Genomic DNA, 16,089 nt, shown 5'->3' on the forward strand with positions numbered 1-16,089 from the left:
GGGCGTAGAGCAGGCCACGGGCGCGGGTGGCAGGCATGTCAGCTCCCTGACTGGGTGGTGGGGGACGGAGTGGGGGTCGTCACCGTGGGCAGCATCGCGGAGGCGCCCTTGCCCATGCCGTACTGGCCGGCGCGGCCGCTCAGCTGCTCACGGAGAGAGTAGACGACCGCGACGCGGCCCGCGGGCATGTCGGCGGTGTCGACCGAGGTGACGCGCTTGGCGATGTCGCTCTCGTCGCGCAGGGCGCTGATCGGGTCGCCGGGGACGGCGGTGGTGGGCGCGGCCCCGGCCAGCACCGTGCCCTTGCCGGCCACGTCGAGGCCGCTCGCCACGGAGACGAGCGCGCCCGCCTGGACCTCGGCGTTCTCGCCCTCGTACGGCTTCTCCGGCGCGAACATCACGGCGAGCGTGGCGCGCTTGTCCGGGTCGCCGTCGGTGGTGAGCAGCCCGCCCGTCTCGAAGGAGCTGACGATGTCGACGGTGGCGGGGTTGGGCGTGCCCGCCTGTGCCTGATCCGTGGTGACGAAGGCTCCCGACAGCAGTGTGGCGGCCCTGTCCCAGGGGGTGGCCGTGGCCGGGAAGATCATGTTGGCCGGTTTGAGCTGGTTGACCAGGCCGTCGAGTACGCCGGTGCTCTTGGGGTCGAGGAACTTCTCCGTCAGCGTGACCCGTCCGGAGATCGCCGCGCCCGCCTGGATGAGCACCTGCTGCGCGGCCTCGCGGACGGTGGTGCTGGAACCTGGCGTCTCGACCAGGAGCACCCGCTGGCCCGTCAGGTCGCCCGCCACCAGGCTCGGCGTCATGGCGGCGATGAACGCGTCGTTTCCGGCCTCGCGGCCCTGGAGGGCGTCGAGCTGTGTCCGCAGCTCCTCTTTCGACTTGGTGAGCTGGGCGGTCACCTCCCGCGCCGACCTGACCGCGGGCTCCTGCAGCAGTGTGGTGCCCAGCACGATGCCCACCGCGAGCGCCAGGAAGATCGCGACGATGGAGACGAGGTGATAACGGAAATCGATCACGAGAAGAGTCCGACCAGCCAGAAGATGAACGCGTTCCAGGCGTCTTGCAGTCCGTTCAGCCAGGTCTGGCCGATCGGCGAGAGGAAGAGCGCGACACTCATCGTGATGAGCGCCGTGATCACGAGCAGGAGCAGCTGCGGGGTGGAGATGCGGCTGCGGTAGAGCCTGCTCACGCCCTTGGCGTCGATGAGCTTGCTTCCGATGATCAGCCGGGTGAGGAAGGTGCTGGCCATGCCGGAGCGCCCCTTGTCGAGGAACTCCTCCAGCGTGCCGTGGGTGCCCACGGCGACGATCAGCTCGGCGCCCTTGTCATCGGCCAGGATCATCGCGATGTCCTCGCTGGTGCCGGTGGCGGGGAAGATCACCGCTTCGCGGCCGAGCTGGTGCACGCGCTCCAGGCCCGGCGCCCTGCCGTCGCGGTAGGCGTGCACGACCAGCTCGGCGCCGCAGGTCAGGGCCTTGGTGGAGACCGAGTCGAAGTCGCCCACGATCACGTCGGGCAGGTAGCCGGCCTCCAGCAGCGCGTCGGCCCCGCCGTCGACGCCGACGAGGACGGGACGGTATTCGCGGATGTACGGGCGGAGAGTGGCGATGTCTTCCTTGTAGTGATATCCGCGCACCACGATGAGGACATGCCTGCCCTCCATGGGGGTGCGGATCTCAGGCACGCCGACTCCGTCGATGAGAAGCCTGCCTTCACCACGAACGTATTCCATGGTGTTGACGGCGAAAGCCTCGATCTGCACGGCGAGCCCGGCGCGGGCCTCGGCCATGGCAGCCTCGACGGCGTCGACGGTCTGCTCGTCGCCCTTGCCGACGATGTCGTCGTCGAGATAGACGACGCCGTCGTTGACGCGGACGATGTCGCCGTCCTTGACCCGTTCGAACAGCTCTTGGTTGGCGTTGTCGACGAACGGCACGCCCGCTTCGAGCAAGATCTGCGGCCCCAAGTTGGGATAGCGGCCGCTGATGCCGCTGGCGACGTTGACCACGGCCGCGGCACCGCATGCGACGAGTGCCTCCGCGCTGACCCGGTCAACGTCGACGTGGTCGATAATCGCTATTTCCCCGGGCTGGAGGCGCTTTGTAAGCCTCTTTGTACGCCGGTCGATTCTCGCCACTGCCGTTACACCGGGAAGGTCACCAACCTTCCGGCCGCGGAGGCCCGGCATCTTGCTTCCCGGAACCTTCATCAAGACCATCCTGCCAGAGCGAAACAGCGCAGAGGCCACGCATCACGCGGCGTGTCCGCTATGTCACGCAGGATCACCTGTCTGCCGCTGCGAGGCCGAGTAGTTCTTCCGCGTGCGCTCTGCCCAGTTCGGAGTCCTCGAGGCCCGCCAGCATGCGGGAAAGCTCGCGCACCCTGCCCTCGTGGTCAAGCGTGACCACGCCGCTGCGCACGACGCTGCCGTCGCTCGCCTTCTCCACCACCAGGTGCTGGTCGGCGAACGCGGCGACCTGCGGCAGGTGCGTGACCACGATGACCTGCGCGGTGCGGGCGAGCCTGGCCAGCCTGCGCCCGATCTCGACCGCGGCCTTGCCGCCCACACCCGCGTCCACCTCGTCGAACACGAACGTCGGCACCGGATCCGCGCCGGCGAACACCACCTCGATCGCGAGCATGACCCGGCTCAGCTCTCCGCCGGAGGCGCCCTTGTTGAGCGGAAGGGGCGGCGCGGCGGGGTGGGCGGCCATCCGAAGCTCGACCTCGTCGCGGCCCTCGGGGCCGAAGTCCTGGCTCTGGCTCAGCTGGACGACGACCTTGGCGTGGGGCATGGCCAGCGCAGTCAGCTCCTCGGTCACCGCCTGGCCGAACCGCTCGGCGGCGGCCTGGCGCACCCTGGTGAGCTCACCGGACAGGTCGGTGAGCCGGGCGGTCAGCTCCTCGTACTCGCGGGTCAGCTCCCCGATGCGCTCGTCGTCGCCCTCGAGCTCGGCCAGCCGCCCGGCGGCCTGCTGCGCCCAGGCCAGGACACCTGCGCTGTCTTCCGCGTATTTCCGGATCAGCCCGGACAGCACCGACCGGCGTTCCTGCACCGCCGCGAGGCGCGCGGGATCGGAGTCGACCGACTCCGCGTACGCCGCCAGGTCGGTGGCCACGTCGGAGATGAGGTATCCGGCCTCGGCCAGCCGGTCGGCCACGGAGGCGAGCTGGGGGTCGAAGTCGCGCACGACCTCCACGGCCGCCCGCGCCTCGCCGAGCAGGGAGATCACGTCGTGAGGGCTCCCCGCCGCCTCCATCGGGTCGCCGAGCAGCGCCGTGTGCGCGGTCGTGGCGGCACTGCGCAGGGCGTCGGCGTGCGAGAGCCGCTCCTCCTCGCCGCGCAGCTCGGTGTCCTCGCCCGGCTTGGGGTCGACCTTCTCGATCTCCTCCAGGCCGAAGCGCAGCATGTCGGCTTCCTGCGCCCGCTCCCTGGCCCTGGTGGTCAGCTCCTCGAGCAGCGCCCCGACCTGCTTGTGCCGCTTGTACGCCTGGGAGTAGGCGCGCAGCGGTTTGACCAGCTCGTTACCCGCGTAGCGGTCGAGCGAGGCGCGCTGCCTGGCCGGCTGGAGCAGCCGCTGCTGGTCCATCTGCCCGTGCACAGCCACCAGGTCGTCGGCCAGGTAGGTCAGGGTGCCGACAGGCACCGTGCGCCCGCCGAGCCACGCCCTGGACCTGCCCTCGGCCGAGACGGTGCGCGAGATGATCAGCTCGCCGTCCTCGGCCTGGCCGCCGATGTCCTCCACCTGCTGGGCGACGCGCCCGCCCGGCTCGATGACCAGCGTGCCCTCGACGGACGCCCGCTCTGCCCCGGGGCGGATGCGCGAAGGATCGGCCCGGCCGCCGAACAGCAGCCCGAGTCCGGTCACGACCATCGTCTTGCCCGCGCCGGTCTCGCCGGTGACCACGTTGAAGCCTGGCGAAAGCTCGAGAACGGCCTCGTCGATGACGCCGAGCCCATGGATGCGGACCTCCTCGACCCTTGGTCGCACTGCCCACTCCCGTTCACTGCTGTGTCTGATGGTCACACGGATTGTTTCCGAACACCTGCGCCCATGTGATCCTACGCGCTCTCCCATCCATTGACTCAGGGTCGCACCCTTCCGCGCCAGCCCTGAACAGGAAGCTCGAACTTGGCGACCAGCCTGTCGGTGAACGGCGCTCCGGTGCTCTCCACGCCGTGCAGGCGGGCCAGGCGCACGGGATCGGCGCCCATACGCACCTCCACCCGCGAGCCCGACGGCAGCTCGAAGCGGCGGCGGCCGTCGCACCACAGGACGCCGCCCGGCGTGTCGGGCAGGATCTCGACGGCCAGCGTGGAGCGCGGGGAGACCACCAGCGGCCTGGCGAACAGCGCGTGCGCGCTGATGGGCACCATGAGCAGCGCCTCCACCTCCGGCCATACGACAGGTCCGCCCGCCGAGAAAGCATAGGCGGTGGAGCCCGTCGGAGTGGCGCAGATCACGCCGTCGCAGCCCCATCGCGACAGCGGCCGGCCGTCGATCTCGGCGACCACTTCGAGCATGCGCTCCTGCTTCTCGACGGTGGCCTCGTTGAGCGCCCACGTGTCGGCCAGCACCCGGCCGTTCAGCCTGGCGAGAACATCGATCGTCATGCGCTCCTCGACGTCGTAGCGGCCCGCCACGACGCTGTCGACCGCGGCCGCCAGATCGGCGACCTCGGCCTCGGCAAGGAACCCGACGTGCCCGAGATTGACCCCCAGCAGCGGCGTGCCGGCAGGGCGGGCCAGCTCTGCCGCGCGCAGCAGTGTGCCGTCGCCCCCGAGCACGATCATGACCTCGGCGTCCTTGACGGCGCCCGGGTCTCCGGGCACCGACTCGACCCCGTGGCAGCCGATCTCGCCGCACTCCGACTCGAGCACCCGGACGGTGATCCCGGCGTCGACCAGCCGCTTGATGACCAGGCGGGCGCTCTCGACTGCGGCGTCACGCCCTGTGTGTACGGCGACCAGCACGGTCCGATTCATTGCGGCCCCTCCGCGACGGCACGCTGGATCTCGGCTTCGAGGTCGGCGACCGGAAGCTCGCCTTCCCCCTTGCCCAGCCAGAGCAGATATTCGACATTTCCCGACGGTCCCGGCAGCGGGCTCGCGGTGACGCCCCGCACGGTCAGCCCAAGCTCCTGGGCCTTGGCGGCGGCGTCGCGCACGGCGCCCTTACGCAGCTCGGGATCGCGTACGACGCCGCCTGCCCCCACGCGGTCCTTGCCCACCTCGAACTGCGGCTTGACGAGCATCACGAAGTCGGCCCGCGGCGCGGCGACCGAGGCCAGGGCGGGCAGCACGAGCCGCAGCGAGATGAACGACAGATCGCCGACGACCAGCGTGGGTGGCTCGCCGACCATGTCGGGGGTCAGATCGCGTACGTTGACCCGTTCCATCACCGTCACCCGCTCGTCGGTGCGCAGCGACCAGGCGAGCTGGCCGTAGCCGACGTCCACGGCGAGCACGTGTGCTGCGCCGCGGCGCAGCAGCACGTCGGTGAAACCTCCGGTGGAGGCGCCCGCGTCGAGGCAGCGGCGGCCCTCCACCCGCAGGCTCTCGAACGTTTCCAGCGCACCCAGCAGTTTGTGCGCTCCTCGCGAAACGTAGTCGGGCCCCTCTTCCGAGGCCGCGACGACGATGGCGGAGGCGGTGTCGACCTGGGTGGCGGGCTTGTGGGCCTGCTGGCCGCCGACGCTGACCCGGCCGGCCTCGATGAGCTGGCCTGCCTGCTCGCGCGACCTGGCCAGGCCGCGGCGTACCAGCTCGCTGTCGAGGCGGATCCTGCGGCTCACTGCTCTTCCACGGCGGCCAGCGTGGACTCGAGCCCGGAGAACGCCTCCTCGAAGACCTGCACGTGCTCGCTCACCGGCAGCTCGACCAGACGGCCGAGACCAGCCACGATGGCGTCGACCCGCTGGTCGCCGGTCTCCTCCGGCAGCTCACTCATGACTCGACCGTAACGCCTCCCGGCAGCGCCCGGGACCTTGGCAGGCGTGTCATGCGTTGAAGCTCATACGGTGGTGCTACTCATGTGGAACGCTACCGTCCGCAAAAGGAAGAAAGGATGCGCATCATGGCAAGCGTCGAGGAGTGCCGGTCGGCACTGGCCAAGCTCGTCGCCCAGTTCGACGAGATCGACGAGGAGGATCGCGCCAAGCACGTGGTCGAGCGCACGGTCAGCTGCCGCGTCAACGACCTTGACGTGATCTTCTTCGGCCGCCTGCACTACGGAGGGCTCGACCCGTTCACGGAGCAGCCGCCTCCGGACGGCAAGCCCGCCGACGTCAAGCTCACGATCGCGAGCGACGACCTGATCGCACTGGTGGACGGGGAGCTGGACCTGGCCAGGGCGCTGCTCGGAGGACGGGTGAAGATCGACGCCAGCTTCGGTGACCTGCTGCGCCTGCGCAAACTGATCTGACTCCCCCTGCCCCATCACGCTTTGAAACCCCGCAAGACCCCACCCGCCCTTCGGAGCACGCGAGCCCCAACCCCACCACCCTCAGAGATCCATCCCATCAGGACCCAATTGACCCGCTCCTTCGCCCAGTTATTTAATGGTTACGTTAACTATTAGGCGAAAGGCGAACAAATGGGCCTGATCATCGAGGCCGATCAGCTGAGCCGCGCCTTCGGCGACCGCCTCGCCGTCGACGGCCTGGCCCTGGCCATCGAACGTGGGAAGATCTTCGGCCTGCTCGGCCCGAACGGCGCGGGCAAGACCACCACGATCAGGATGCTCTCCACGCTGCTCCCCCCGAGCGGAGGCACGGCGCGGGTGTGCGGCTTCGACGTGGTGCGGGCGGCCGGGGAGGTGCGCCGGCGCATCGGGTACGTCACGCAGCAGGTCTCCTCCATGGGCTACTACATGCTGACCGGGCGGGAGAAGGCCGAGATCGAGGCGGCCCTGTACCACGTGCCGAGGCGGCAGGTGAAGGCCAGGGCCGGCGAGGTGCTGGAGCTCGTGGGGCTGTCGGAGAGCGCCGACCGGCTCGTACAGGAGTACTCCGGCGGCATGCAGAAGCGCCTCGACCTGGCCTGCGGGCTGCTGCACCGGCCCGAGCTGCTGATATTCGACGAGCCGACGCTCGGCCTGGACGTGCAGTCACGCCACCACATGTGGGACCACATCCGCTCGCTCTGCGACGAGGGGATGACCGTGCTGCTGGCCACCAACTACATGGACGAGGCGGACCGGCTCTGCGACCGGCTGTCGATCATCGACCACGGCCGGCAGGTGGTCGCCGGAACGCCCGCCGAACTGAAGTCCACGATGGGGGCACCGTCGCTCGACGAGGTGTTCCTTCGGCACACGGGACACGCGCTGCGAGAGGAGCTCTGACGATGTGGTCGCAGGAGGTGCTGGCGCTGTCGCGGCGCTGGCTCTTGATGACGCTCAGGGAACGCCTGAACCTGCTGTTCAGCGTGCTGCAGCCGGCCGCGTGGCTGGTGTTCTTCTCAGGCGCTCTGGGCGGCGCGGTCGATCCGCGGGTGGTGGGCACGGGAGACTACATCGCGTTCTCGGTGCCGGGCATCATCGCCTTCACGGTGGTGGGCAACGGGGTCACGGCGGCGATGCCGCTGCTGTTCGACAAGGAGTCTGGCTATCTGGACAAGCTGCTCAGCATGCCGATCAGGCGCAGCTCGCTGATCGTGTCGCGGTTCGTGTTCCAGGTGGGGATGAACTCGGCCCAGGTGGTGGTGATCCTGCTCGTGGCGCTCGCCCTGGGCGTACGGCCCGCGTCGGGTCTTCTGGGGGTGCTGGCGATCCTGGTGGCGACGGCGCTCTTGACGCTGGCGCTCACGGCCGCGGCGATGGCGCTGGCGTGCGCGGTGCCCTCGCATGGGACGTTCTTCGCGATCACCGGCTTCGCGTCGCTGCCCCTGCTGTTCATGAGCAACGCCTTCGTGCCCCTGCCGGCCATGCCGGGGTGGATGGAGGTGGTGGCTCGGGCGAACCCGCTCACATACGCGATCGAGGCCATGCGCCTGCTGGTGCTGCGGGGATGGAGCGGCGGGGTGCCGCTGTCGCTGGGCGCGCTGGTGGCGGCCTCGTCCCTGCTCCTGGCGGTGGGCGCCTGGCAGTTCACCCGCCGGACAAGCCACAGAATCGCCTGACCGATCACGTCCGGGCAGCGAGATCGATCAGCACTCGGCACGATGCCGCTGTGCGCTCACCCCAGCCGATCCAGCACGGGTTTGACGGCGTCCTCCTCAACCCACCCCTCACCGGCCACGGCCCAGGCCGCGTCACAGGCGGCCCGCAACCCGTCGATCCGGCTTCCGTCACCATCGAGGCGCAGAACACCGTCCTGCCACCGGGCCCGCCACCCTCCGCAAGCCCCGTCCCGCACCTCGGGATACGGCAGGAGCAACGCGCGCAGATCCTCACCGACATAGGTGGGCCGATGCCGCGGACCCGCCGTGAGCACATCGACAGCGGTGGCCACCCCGGTCAGCACCAGCAGGCTGTCGACGCCCGCGTTGGATGCCCCCTCGATATCGGTGTCCAGCCGATCCCCCACGACCAGCGGCCGCTGAGCCCCCGTACGGATCATGGACTCCCGATGCAGCGGCGGGTCGGGCTTGCCCGCGTAAACCGGCTCGACCCCGGTGGCAGCGGCGATCACCCGAACCATCGCCCCGTTACCCGGCAGTTCCCCCCGCTGCGTGGGCATCGTGCTGTCCCCGTTGGAGGCCACGAACAAGGCCCCCTGCCGCACGGCCAGCGCCCCCTCCGACAGCAGCCCGTACGACAAGCCGGGCGCGATCCCCTGCACCACGGCGACGGGCGACTCGGCGGCGGTCGAAACAGGCCGCAACCCTCGATCCCGTACGGCCAGCCGCAGCCCCGACCCGCCGACGACGAGCACGTTCGAACCGGGCGGCACCCTTTCGGCGACCAGCCGGGCAGCGGCCTGCGCCGAAGTCACCACGTCACCGGCCGTCGCAGGCGCCCCGAGCTCCCGCAGGTGGGTGGCGATGGCGGCGGGCGTACGGGAGGCGTTGTTGGTGACGTACGCGAGCCGCGCCCCACGCCGCTGAGCCTCCTCCAACGCCGCCGGAGCCCCAGGAACCGCGTGACTGCCGAGGTAGACCACGCCGTCGAGGTCGAGCAGCAAGGTGTCATAGCCGTCGATCAGCACAGCGCCTCTCCCCGTTCGCCTTTCACGCCGCGTGAGACTCTAGCGCCGCCCCCACACCCGCCTACACGAGGCCCGACCATGTCCACGCACCTCCACTCCCAGCCTGCCCTCTCCCAAGCCCGCCGTTACGCTCGCCCCCGCTTACACCCCGCCGAGCCCAGGGTCCCGGCACCCCAACCAGTCCCGCGACACCACACCGACGCTAACCCAGCGCACCGACAGCCCACCACAGCCAACCAGCGCCGGCGACGGCCCACCGGCCCTCGGATCCGCCGATCCCATCGCCACCTGACACAGCACACCGGGACTCTCACCCCGACCTCAGCCCACTCCGTCGATGCGAGTTCGCCCACACCTCGCAGAACCCTTTGCCACCGCCACCCACGTTGCGCCACACAGCACGCCCAGCACCGTGACTCTGAGCCCGGGCGCCGCCGCCCAAAAAGCCTCAGCCCACCGGGACCGACGGCAGTTCACCGATCTCAAAGCAACCCGGCACCCGTTCCACCTAGGACGAGGACGAGGGCGAATCTGCAGGGAGAAAACCTTCCCGTCTACATTTCTCGGCGAGCTCGCAAGGTAGCGCGAACACTCTTCAAGGCCGAAACGTAATGCCGCTCATCCGGACGCATGGCCACCGCGATGGCCAGCGGTTCCTGAGCGCCCTCCACATCCCCAGTCCGCCACAACGACAGCCCCAGCCCAAAGTAGGCATAATCCTCAGCCGGATTAGCGTTCACGATCTGCCGGAAACTGGCCGCGGCCTCCGCGTACTGCCGTGAGTTGAACTGCGCCCGAGCCAGCGCCTCCAGAATGCTGCGCGATTCCGGCTCAGCCGCGGCGGCGCGCTCCAGCAACGCGGCAGCGGCAGCCGGGCTGCCCTCCTTCAGCAACTTCACCCCACGCTGATACCAATCGTAAACGCCACCTCTGGGAGCGCCCGAGTTGTCATCCTGAACGTTTCCATCGTGGGTCATGCGTGAGGACTCCTTCAGCGCTGGACGGGGGGCCCGCTCCGCCCTGCTTGCGGAACGGTCACGGCGGCAACCAAGGGGTGACTTCCGGAAGGCACAAGCATTTATGGGAGCATGCCCGGTATGGGGACTCCTGAACTGCCGTTGCCGGATGGACTGGTGCTACGTCCCTTCCGGGGCGTACGTTTCGCTGTCGAAGATCCCGCCAAGGTGACCTCCCCACCGTACGACCTGATCTCCGAGGCCGACGTAGACGCCCTCCTGGACTCCCATCCAAACAACGTCGTCCGCCTCATCCTTCCCCGCGCCCCCCGCGGCGACTCCCCAGCCCAGCGTTCATCCGCCTACAGGCAAGAGGAAACCGAGCCCCCGCTCAGCGGCCGGATCCCAACGGACACCACACCCCGCCACCCCTCAATCGACGCCGAACCGACCGCCGCGTCACAAGCCGCCCCACCTCACCACGCCCCTCCCCCACCGACCGAGGCGACGGTCGAAAACCGCTACACCGAGGCCAGGGACACGCTGAAAGCCTGGCTCGACTCTGGCGTCCTGGTGCCGGACGAGGTGCCGGCGCTCTACGTGTACGAGCAGAGCGGGCGGGGCGTCCTGCAACGCGGCTTGATCGGCGACGTGGGCCTGGCCGACCCGGGGCAGCGCATCATCCTGCCCCACGAGGACGTCGTGCCAGGGCCCATCGCCGACCGGCTCGCCCTCATGAGCACCACCCAGGCCAACCTCGAACCCATCTTCCTCCTCTACGACGGCGACCACGGCACAGCCACCCGCCTGGTGGACGAGGTGGCCTCGAACCGGCCTCCTCTCGTGTCCGCGCACACGGAAGACGGCCTCACGCACCACCTATGGGCGATCACGGACACGTCCGAGATCGATGCCATAAACGCCGACCTCCACAACCGCCAAGCGCTGATCGCCGACGGCCATCACCGTTACGCCACGTACCGCGTACTCCAACGCCAGGAGCACGCCACCCACCACCGCGCGCAAATCAAGCCACCCACCGACGCCACCACCCCGAAACCCACACAACCCAGCCCAAGCACCACCACTCCGCAAACGCCGCCATCGCCACCACACATCGCCACACCAGGGGGTGTCCCCGGCGCTGAGGGGACTGGTGCTGGCCTGGGCGGAGACGCCGGCCGGGCCGCTGCCGGTACTGATGGGAGCAACGGTGCTTTCAGGAGCATTGGAGCCAGCGGTGCAGCCGGGGGCTTCGGTGGTATCGGTGCCGCCAGGGACGCCACACCCGAACGCTCCGCAATCGAGCGCCCCAGAGCCGGAGGCGCCGTACCCGAACCCACCGGAACCGGGGACACCGCACTCGAACGCGCCGCAGCCGGAGGCGCCGCACCCGAACCCGCCGAAACTGAGGACACCGCACCCGAACCAGCCGGAACCGGGAATGCCGCATCCGAACGCGCCATACCCGAACCCACCGGAGCCGGGGGCGCCGCACCCGAAAGCGCAGAGGGAGAGGACGCCGGAGCCGGGGCCGCCGCAGCCGGGCGCGTCGGAGGCGAGGGCTCCGGAGGTGGCGGTTCATCTGCGGAGGAAACGAAGCCCGCGGTCGGACCGTGGGATTTCGGGTTGGCCTTGCTCGTCGACTCCACCGCGTACCCGCCCAACCTCCAGGCCATCCACCGCGTGATCCCCGGCCTCCCCCTTGCCGACGCGGCCGCCAGGGCAAAGGGCTCGTGGCGCGTTCGGGACTTCGACGACCTGGCAGAGGGTTTGGCCGCGCTCGAGGAGGCCCCGGAGCCGGCCTTCCTGCTCGCCGGTGAAGGCGGCTCGCATCTGCTCACTGACCCCGACCCGATGCAGCTCGCCCGCTCCATGCCGCCCGACCACTCCGAGCGCTGGAACTCCCTCAACACCTCCGTCCTCACGGAGTTCGTGCTGCCCAAGGTGTGGGGCATGCGCGACGACGAACAGGCCGTACGCATCGTGCACCACGACACGGACGCCGCAGTGCGGCTGGCCATTCGTACCGGCGGCACAGCAGTGCTCCTCAAGCCCCTCGAGGTTGACGACGTGCTGGCCGTCGCCGCGGGCGGCGAACGAGTGCCCCGCAAATCCACCTCCTTCGGTCCAAAGCCCAGGACGGGCCTAGTCCTCCGTACGTTCGCCATCGACTGACGCAACGGCTTCCTCCCCAACTACCGCTGAGATCCATAGCGGCTGTCGCCACGTCCCAAGCAGCAGCAGCCGGAGCGCGCGTCGAAAACGGGCCACCTCTTGCCGTTGCCACGCGCCGCGGCCACGCCGGGCGCCCCGACCGGGCATCACGACCGGGCATCACGACCGGGCATCACGACCGGACGCGCGAACACGCTGTCCGCGCGCGGCCAGATCCCACGCGGTGACGTCCAACGCCACCGCCCGTCGTGCGCACACTGCTTCCCAACGGCGAACGAGTTCGGCGCGGTCGCATCCAGCGCCCTCACACATCGCTGCCCACCGTCGCCCCCGCTCGCATCCAATGCCTCCCGCGCACCGCGAAACACATCACCTCCGCGTCATCACGCAGCACCCCCAGGCACCGCGAAAACACCGCCTCCGCACCGTCACACCCAGCACCCCCGCGCTCGGAGGGAACGCACCGGCGGTGCCTGGGCGGATTGATCCCCGCTCACCCAGTGCCCCCGAGCGCCGCGGAATGCACTCCTCCCGCACGGTCACATCCAACGCCTCCCGCGCAAGTGGAACACCTCCCCCGCGCGGTGGCACTTGGGTGCCTTCGTCGACCACCTTCGGACGCCGTCCCCCGGTGGGAGGGCGATCCTCGATCGGCTGCCCTTCCACACGGCAGGCCAGCGGCTGGCGCCGGTCAGCTTGCCGGGCCCAGGTACGCCACCGGACGCCGGTCATCTTGCCGGGGCCAGGCAGGCCACCTGACGCTGATCAGCTTGCCGGGCCCAGGTACGCCACCTGACGTGGATCAGCTCGCCTGGCCAAGCGGGCCACCCGGCGGGGATCAGCTTGCCGGGGCCAGGTAGGCCACCTGGCGGGGGATCAGGGTGGCGAGGCTCCCACTGGGGCTGAGAGTGGGGTCGTCCGGGATGGCGTCGGGTTCGGGGAGGTCGGCTTCGTACGGTTGGGCGGAGCTCACCTCCACCTCGTATCGCCAGATCTTGGCCGTGGACGGGCCGAAGACGCGGCAGCGGAAGGACCCTGCCACCTCCAAGTAGTCGCGCGGCTTGAGGCTGCGGACTATGGCGGCCGTCTCCGGGTCGAAGGTGACGCACGGGATGCTGTCTGTCAGGGCGGCTCCGCGTCTGTGGCGACGGCGGCGCACGATGATGCGCCACTTCGTCACGGTGTCGCCGCTGGGCATGGAGTGCTCTTCGACCGCCCCGGAGAGCCGGCCCACCAGCAAGACTTCGTTTCGGTCCACTTTGTCCTCCTGTCGGTGCTCTGGTGGAGATCACTCTCTACGATGAGGAGGAGGCTGGATCGGCTGGAACGCCGTTCTGGGGATAACGGATGGACGCTCGGGAGTGCCTGTGGACAACATCACCGCGCTGGGCGGCGACGTCTATGAAATCGACACCAAGATGGCTGGATACACAGGCATCACCGCCGGTTATCTGATTCTGGGAGATCGCCCGTGCCTGGTGGAGACAGGTACGTCGACATCGGCGCCCGTGGTGCGTGACGCGCTCGCCTCACTCGGTGTCGGACCAGAGGACCTGGCCACCGTAGTGGTGACCCATATTCATCTGGATCATGCAGGCGGGGTGGGCGACATCGCCAGGTTCTTCCCGTCCGCGCAGATCGTCGTACACGAGAAGGGCGCCCGCCACCTGGCTGATCCGTCACGGTTGATGGCCAGCGCGCGGATGGTGTGGGGCGACAAACTCGACGTGCTTTTCGGAGAACTGTCTCCCACCGAAGCAGAACGCATCGTAGCCCTCGGCGACACCGGGGCCATCGATCTGGGCAACGGACGCACCCTGAACAGCCATTACTCGCCCGGGCACGCGAAACATCACGTCGGCCTGATCGACTCCGCCACCGGCGATCTGTACGTCGGTGACGCGGCCGGTGTCTATCTGCCCGAAACGGGCGATCTGCGTCCCGCGACGCCTCCGCCGGACTTCGACCTGCAGACGGCGCTCGGCTCGATCGCGTTGTTCGAGGCGCTTGGGCCGCAACGGTTGCTGTTCAGCCACTACGGGCCGGTCGACGCCGTACAGGAGACCCTCGAACGGTCGGCTGAGGAGCTTCGCATCTGGGTGGATCTCACCCGGCAGGCCCGTTCCGAGGGGATGGATCTGGACCACGCCGTGGCCATGGTGAGGGAGCGGACGAAGGACCGATACAGCGCATCGAAGGACGAAGACGACAGTGGTGTGGGTGAGCAGCTCGAGCTGTTGAGCGGGGCTCCGTCGAACGTCGCGGGGATCCTCCACTGGCTCGACCGCGTCTCACCGTAGGCCCTCGTGCTGCGCCGTCCCATGTATGTGCCACCGCATCACGGTTCCATTTGAAGCAGCCGCGACTCAACCCTCCCATATGTAGGGGACGGCTCCGGTGTCGCCTCGGTGCGGAGGGAACCGTGAGGGGCCACGACCGCACGTCCCGCCGTACCGGAACGCCGCCACGGCAGCCGGTACGGCGGGACGGCAGCCGTACCGCCGAGCGTCGACGGTACGGCGGGCGCGGGAAGAGCACCTCAGGCGTCAGTCGTCGTTCTTGGGCTTGTCGTCCGAGGCGCCTTCGTCGGACTCGTCGAGTGCGTCGCCGAAGTCGGGCTCGATGAACGCCGGGGTGATGCTCAGCGCCTGGACCTGCGCTGTTGCCTCTGGAGCGTCCTGCTGGTCGTCCGGGCCCTCTGCGGCGTCGGCCGGGCCGGACTGCTCAGGTCCTCCGTCACGCACCTCGGCCGCGCTCGCCTGCAGCGGCTCCTGATCCGGTTCGGCAACCGAACCCTCCGGCTCATCCGGCACCTCAGCCGGGCTCGGCTGCTCTGACTCTCGCCCCGGCTCGTCGGACGGGACCTCTGACCGCGGCTCTCGATCCGCCACGTCGGCGGCCCCTTCCGCTTCGCCGCCCTCCGGGACCTGCTCCTCCTCCAGGAGGTCGCCTGCCTCGGCGTCGTCCGGTTCCTCATCCGTCTCACCGGCGTCGGCGTCGTCGAAGTCCTCCTCGACGTCCTCGATGACGGCACCGGTCAGTTCGGCGTACCGTTCCGCCGCGTCCGTCTCGCCGTCGTCGTCGAACGCCATCGCCCTGCCGAACCACTCCGCGGCCGCCTCCTGCTGCCCGGCATCGGCCAGCGCGTCCGCGTATGCGAACGCCAGCCGCGCCGACCACGGCCGGGGCTGCGGATCCCGCAGCTCGGGGAGCCGCTGCAAGGTGATGATGGCGGCGTCGTGCTGGCCCAGGTCGCGGCGGGCGCCGGACTCGACGATGGTCAGCTCGATGCGCCCTGCTCGGTCGAGGCGTTCGGCTTCTGGTGAACGTACGAGGTCGATCGCCCGCTCGGGACGGCCGAGACCGCGTTCGCAGTCGGCCATGACCGGCAGGTACGCGTCCGAGCCCGTCATCCTTCTGGCCGCGCGCAGATCGCTCAGCGCCTCGGAGAAGTGCCCCGCACGGTAGGCGACGATGCCGGCGGCCTCACGTACGACGCCGATCCTGGCCGCGAACCTACGTGCCACCTTCGTGTGCTCGTGCGCCCGGTCGGGATCGTCGTCCTCGAGCGCCCGCTCGGCGGCGACGAGGTGCCGGCCCACCAACTCGGCGAGGTCCCCGGGGAGGGAACGCAGCTCCTCGCGGACCTCCTTGTCGAGCTCCTCCGCGGTGATGTCGAGCGGGACGTCGGGCAGCTTCTCGCGCGGCGGAGCCTCTGCCTCCCGGTCGGACCTGCCGTACCTGGCACGGGTGCCGGAGGAGTCGGAGCGCTCGCCGCGGTCGTCGCGCGAGAACGGGCGGCCGG

15 protein-coding genes are annotated in these 16,089 nt (G+C 69.6%); 5 read left to right on the plus strand and 10 right to left on the minus strand.

Annotated elements, in window-relative coordinates; all coding sequences use genetic code 11:
• Positions 1-38 precede the first annotated feature (38 nt).
• From AB0J09_RS33495 to AB0J09_RS33520, 6 genes are all read right to left on the minus strand, one after another.
• Positions 39-1,016: a copper transporter gene (locus AB0J09_RS33495; protein WP_360699587.1), complete on the minus strand. Its 978-nt coding sequence runs from the start codon at positions 1,014-1,016 to the stop codon at positions 39-41.
• Positions 1,013-2,209, minus strand: a complete 1,197-nt coding sequence (gene steA, locus AB0J09_RS33500) for a putative cytokinetic ring protein SteA (RefSeq protein ID WP_360699589.1) — start codon at positions 2,207-2,209, stop codon at positions 1,013-1,015. The genes AB0J09_RS33495 and steA overlap by 4 nt, the downstream gene beginning before the upstream one ends.
• 73 nt (positions 2,210-2,282) lie before the next feature.
• Positions 2,283-3,992 carry a DNA repair protein RecN gene (gene recN / locus AB0J09_RS33505; RefSeq protein ID WP_360699591.1) on the minus strand — a complete coding sequence of 570 codons (1,710 nt, stop codon included), beginning with the start codon at positions 3,990-3,992 and terminating at the stop codon, positions 2,283-2,285.
• 95 nt (positions 3,993-4,087) lie between these two features.
• Complete coding sequence (locus AB0J09_RS33510; protein ID WP_360699593.1) at positions 4,088-4,987, minus strand: NAD kinase; 900 nt, start codon at positions 4,985-4,987, stop codon at positions 4,088-4,090.
• Positions 4,984-5,796: a TlyA family RNA methyltransferase gene (locus AB0J09_RS33515; protein ID WP_360699595.1), complete on the minus strand. Its 813-nt coding sequence runs from the start codon at positions 5,794-5,796 to the stop codon at positions 4,984-4,986. Before AB0J09_RS33515 ends, AB0J09_RS33510 begins: the two co-directional genes overlap by 4 nt.
• Complete coding sequence (locus AB0J09_RS33520; protein WP_360699597.1) at positions 5,793-5,951, minus strand: hypothetical protein; 159 nt, start codon at positions 5,949-5,951, stop codon at positions 5,793-5,795. Before AB0J09_RS33520 ends, AB0J09_RS33515 begins: the two co-directional genes overlap by 4 nt.
• Before the next feature lie 126 nt (positions 5,952-6,077).
• On the opposite strand from AB0J09_RS33520, the gene AB0J09_RS33525 reads away from it, so the two are divergent.
• From AB0J09_RS33525 to AB0J09_RS33535, 3 genes are all read left to right on the plus strand, one after another.
• The gene (locus AB0J09_RS33525; protein ID WP_360699599.1) at positions 6,078-6,425 is read left to right on the plus strand and encodes an SCP2 sterol-binding domain-containing protein; all 348 of its coding nucleotides are present in this window, start codon (positions 6,078-6,080) and stop codon (positions 6,423-6,425) included.
• Positions 6,426-6,596: 171 nt separating this feature from the next.
• Complete coding sequence (locus AB0J09_RS33530) at positions 6,597-7,346, plus strand: ATP-binding cassette domain-containing protein (protein ID WP_360699601.1); 750 nt, start codon at positions 6,597-6,599, stop codon at positions 7,344-7,346.
• A gap of 2 nt (positions 7,347-7,348) precedes the next feature.
• Positions 7,349-8,122: an ABC transporter permease gene (locus AB0J09_RS33535; RefSeq protein ID WP_360699603.1), complete on the plus strand. Its 774-nt coding sequence runs from the start codon at positions 7,349-7,351 to the stop codon at positions 8,120-8,122.
• Positions 8,123-8,178: 56 nt separating this feature from the next.
• Here the strand turns inward: AB0J09_RS33535 and AB0J09_RS33540 are convergent, their stop codons facing one another.
• Positions 8,179-9,150, minus strand: a complete 972-nt coding sequence (locus tag AB0J09_RS33540) for an HAD-IIA family hydrolase (RefSeq protein ID WP_360699605.1) — start codon at positions 9,148-9,150, stop codon at positions 8,179-8,181.
• Positions 9,151-9,704: 554 nt separating this feature from the next.
• Entirely contained in the window at positions 9,705-10,127 is a 423-nt protein-coding gene (locus AB0J09_RS33545) for a tetratricopeptide repeat protein (RefSeq protein WP_360699607.1), read from the minus strand.
• A 120-nt stretch (positions 10,128-10,247) separates the two neighbouring features.
• On the opposite strand from AB0J09_RS33545, the gene AB0J09_RS33550 reads away from it, so the two are divergent.
• Entirely contained in the window at positions 10,248-12,284 is a 2,037-nt protein-coding gene (locus AB0J09_RS33550) for a DUF1015 domain-containing protein (protein WP_360699609.1), read from the plus strand.
• Between the two features lie 838 nt (positions 12,285-13,122).
• Here AB0J09_RS33550 and AB0J09_RS33555 read toward each other — a convergent pair.
• Positions 13,123-13,542 (minus strand): single-stranded DNA-binding protein, encoded by a 420-nt coding sequence (locus tag AB0J09_RS33555; protein ID WP_360699611.1) that lies wholly within the window; start codon positions 13,540-13,542, stop codon positions 13,123-13,125.
• 109 nt (positions 13,543-13,651) lie between these two features.
• Between AB0J09_RS33555 and AB0J09_RS33560 the strand changes: the two genes are divergently transcribed.
• Complete coding sequence (locus AB0J09_RS33560) at positions 13,652-14,584, plus strand: MBL fold metallo-hydrolase (protein ID WP_360699613.1); 933 nt, start codon at positions 13,652-13,654, stop codon at positions 14,582-14,584.
• A 246-nt stretch (positions 14,585-14,830) separates the two neighbouring features.
• On the opposite strand, the gene AB0J09_RS33565 is transcribed toward AB0J09_RS33560, so the two are convergent.
• On the minus strand, positions 14,831-16,089 hold a 1,259-nt coding region (locus AB0J09_RS33565), incomplete at its 5' end, for a hypothetical protein (protein ID WP_360699615.1).

The sequence above is a fragment of the Nonomuraea sp. NPDC049784 genome (assembly GCF_040659615.1).
GTDB lineage: Bacteria > Actinomycetota > Actinomycetes > Streptosporangiales > Streptosporangiaceae > Nonomuraea.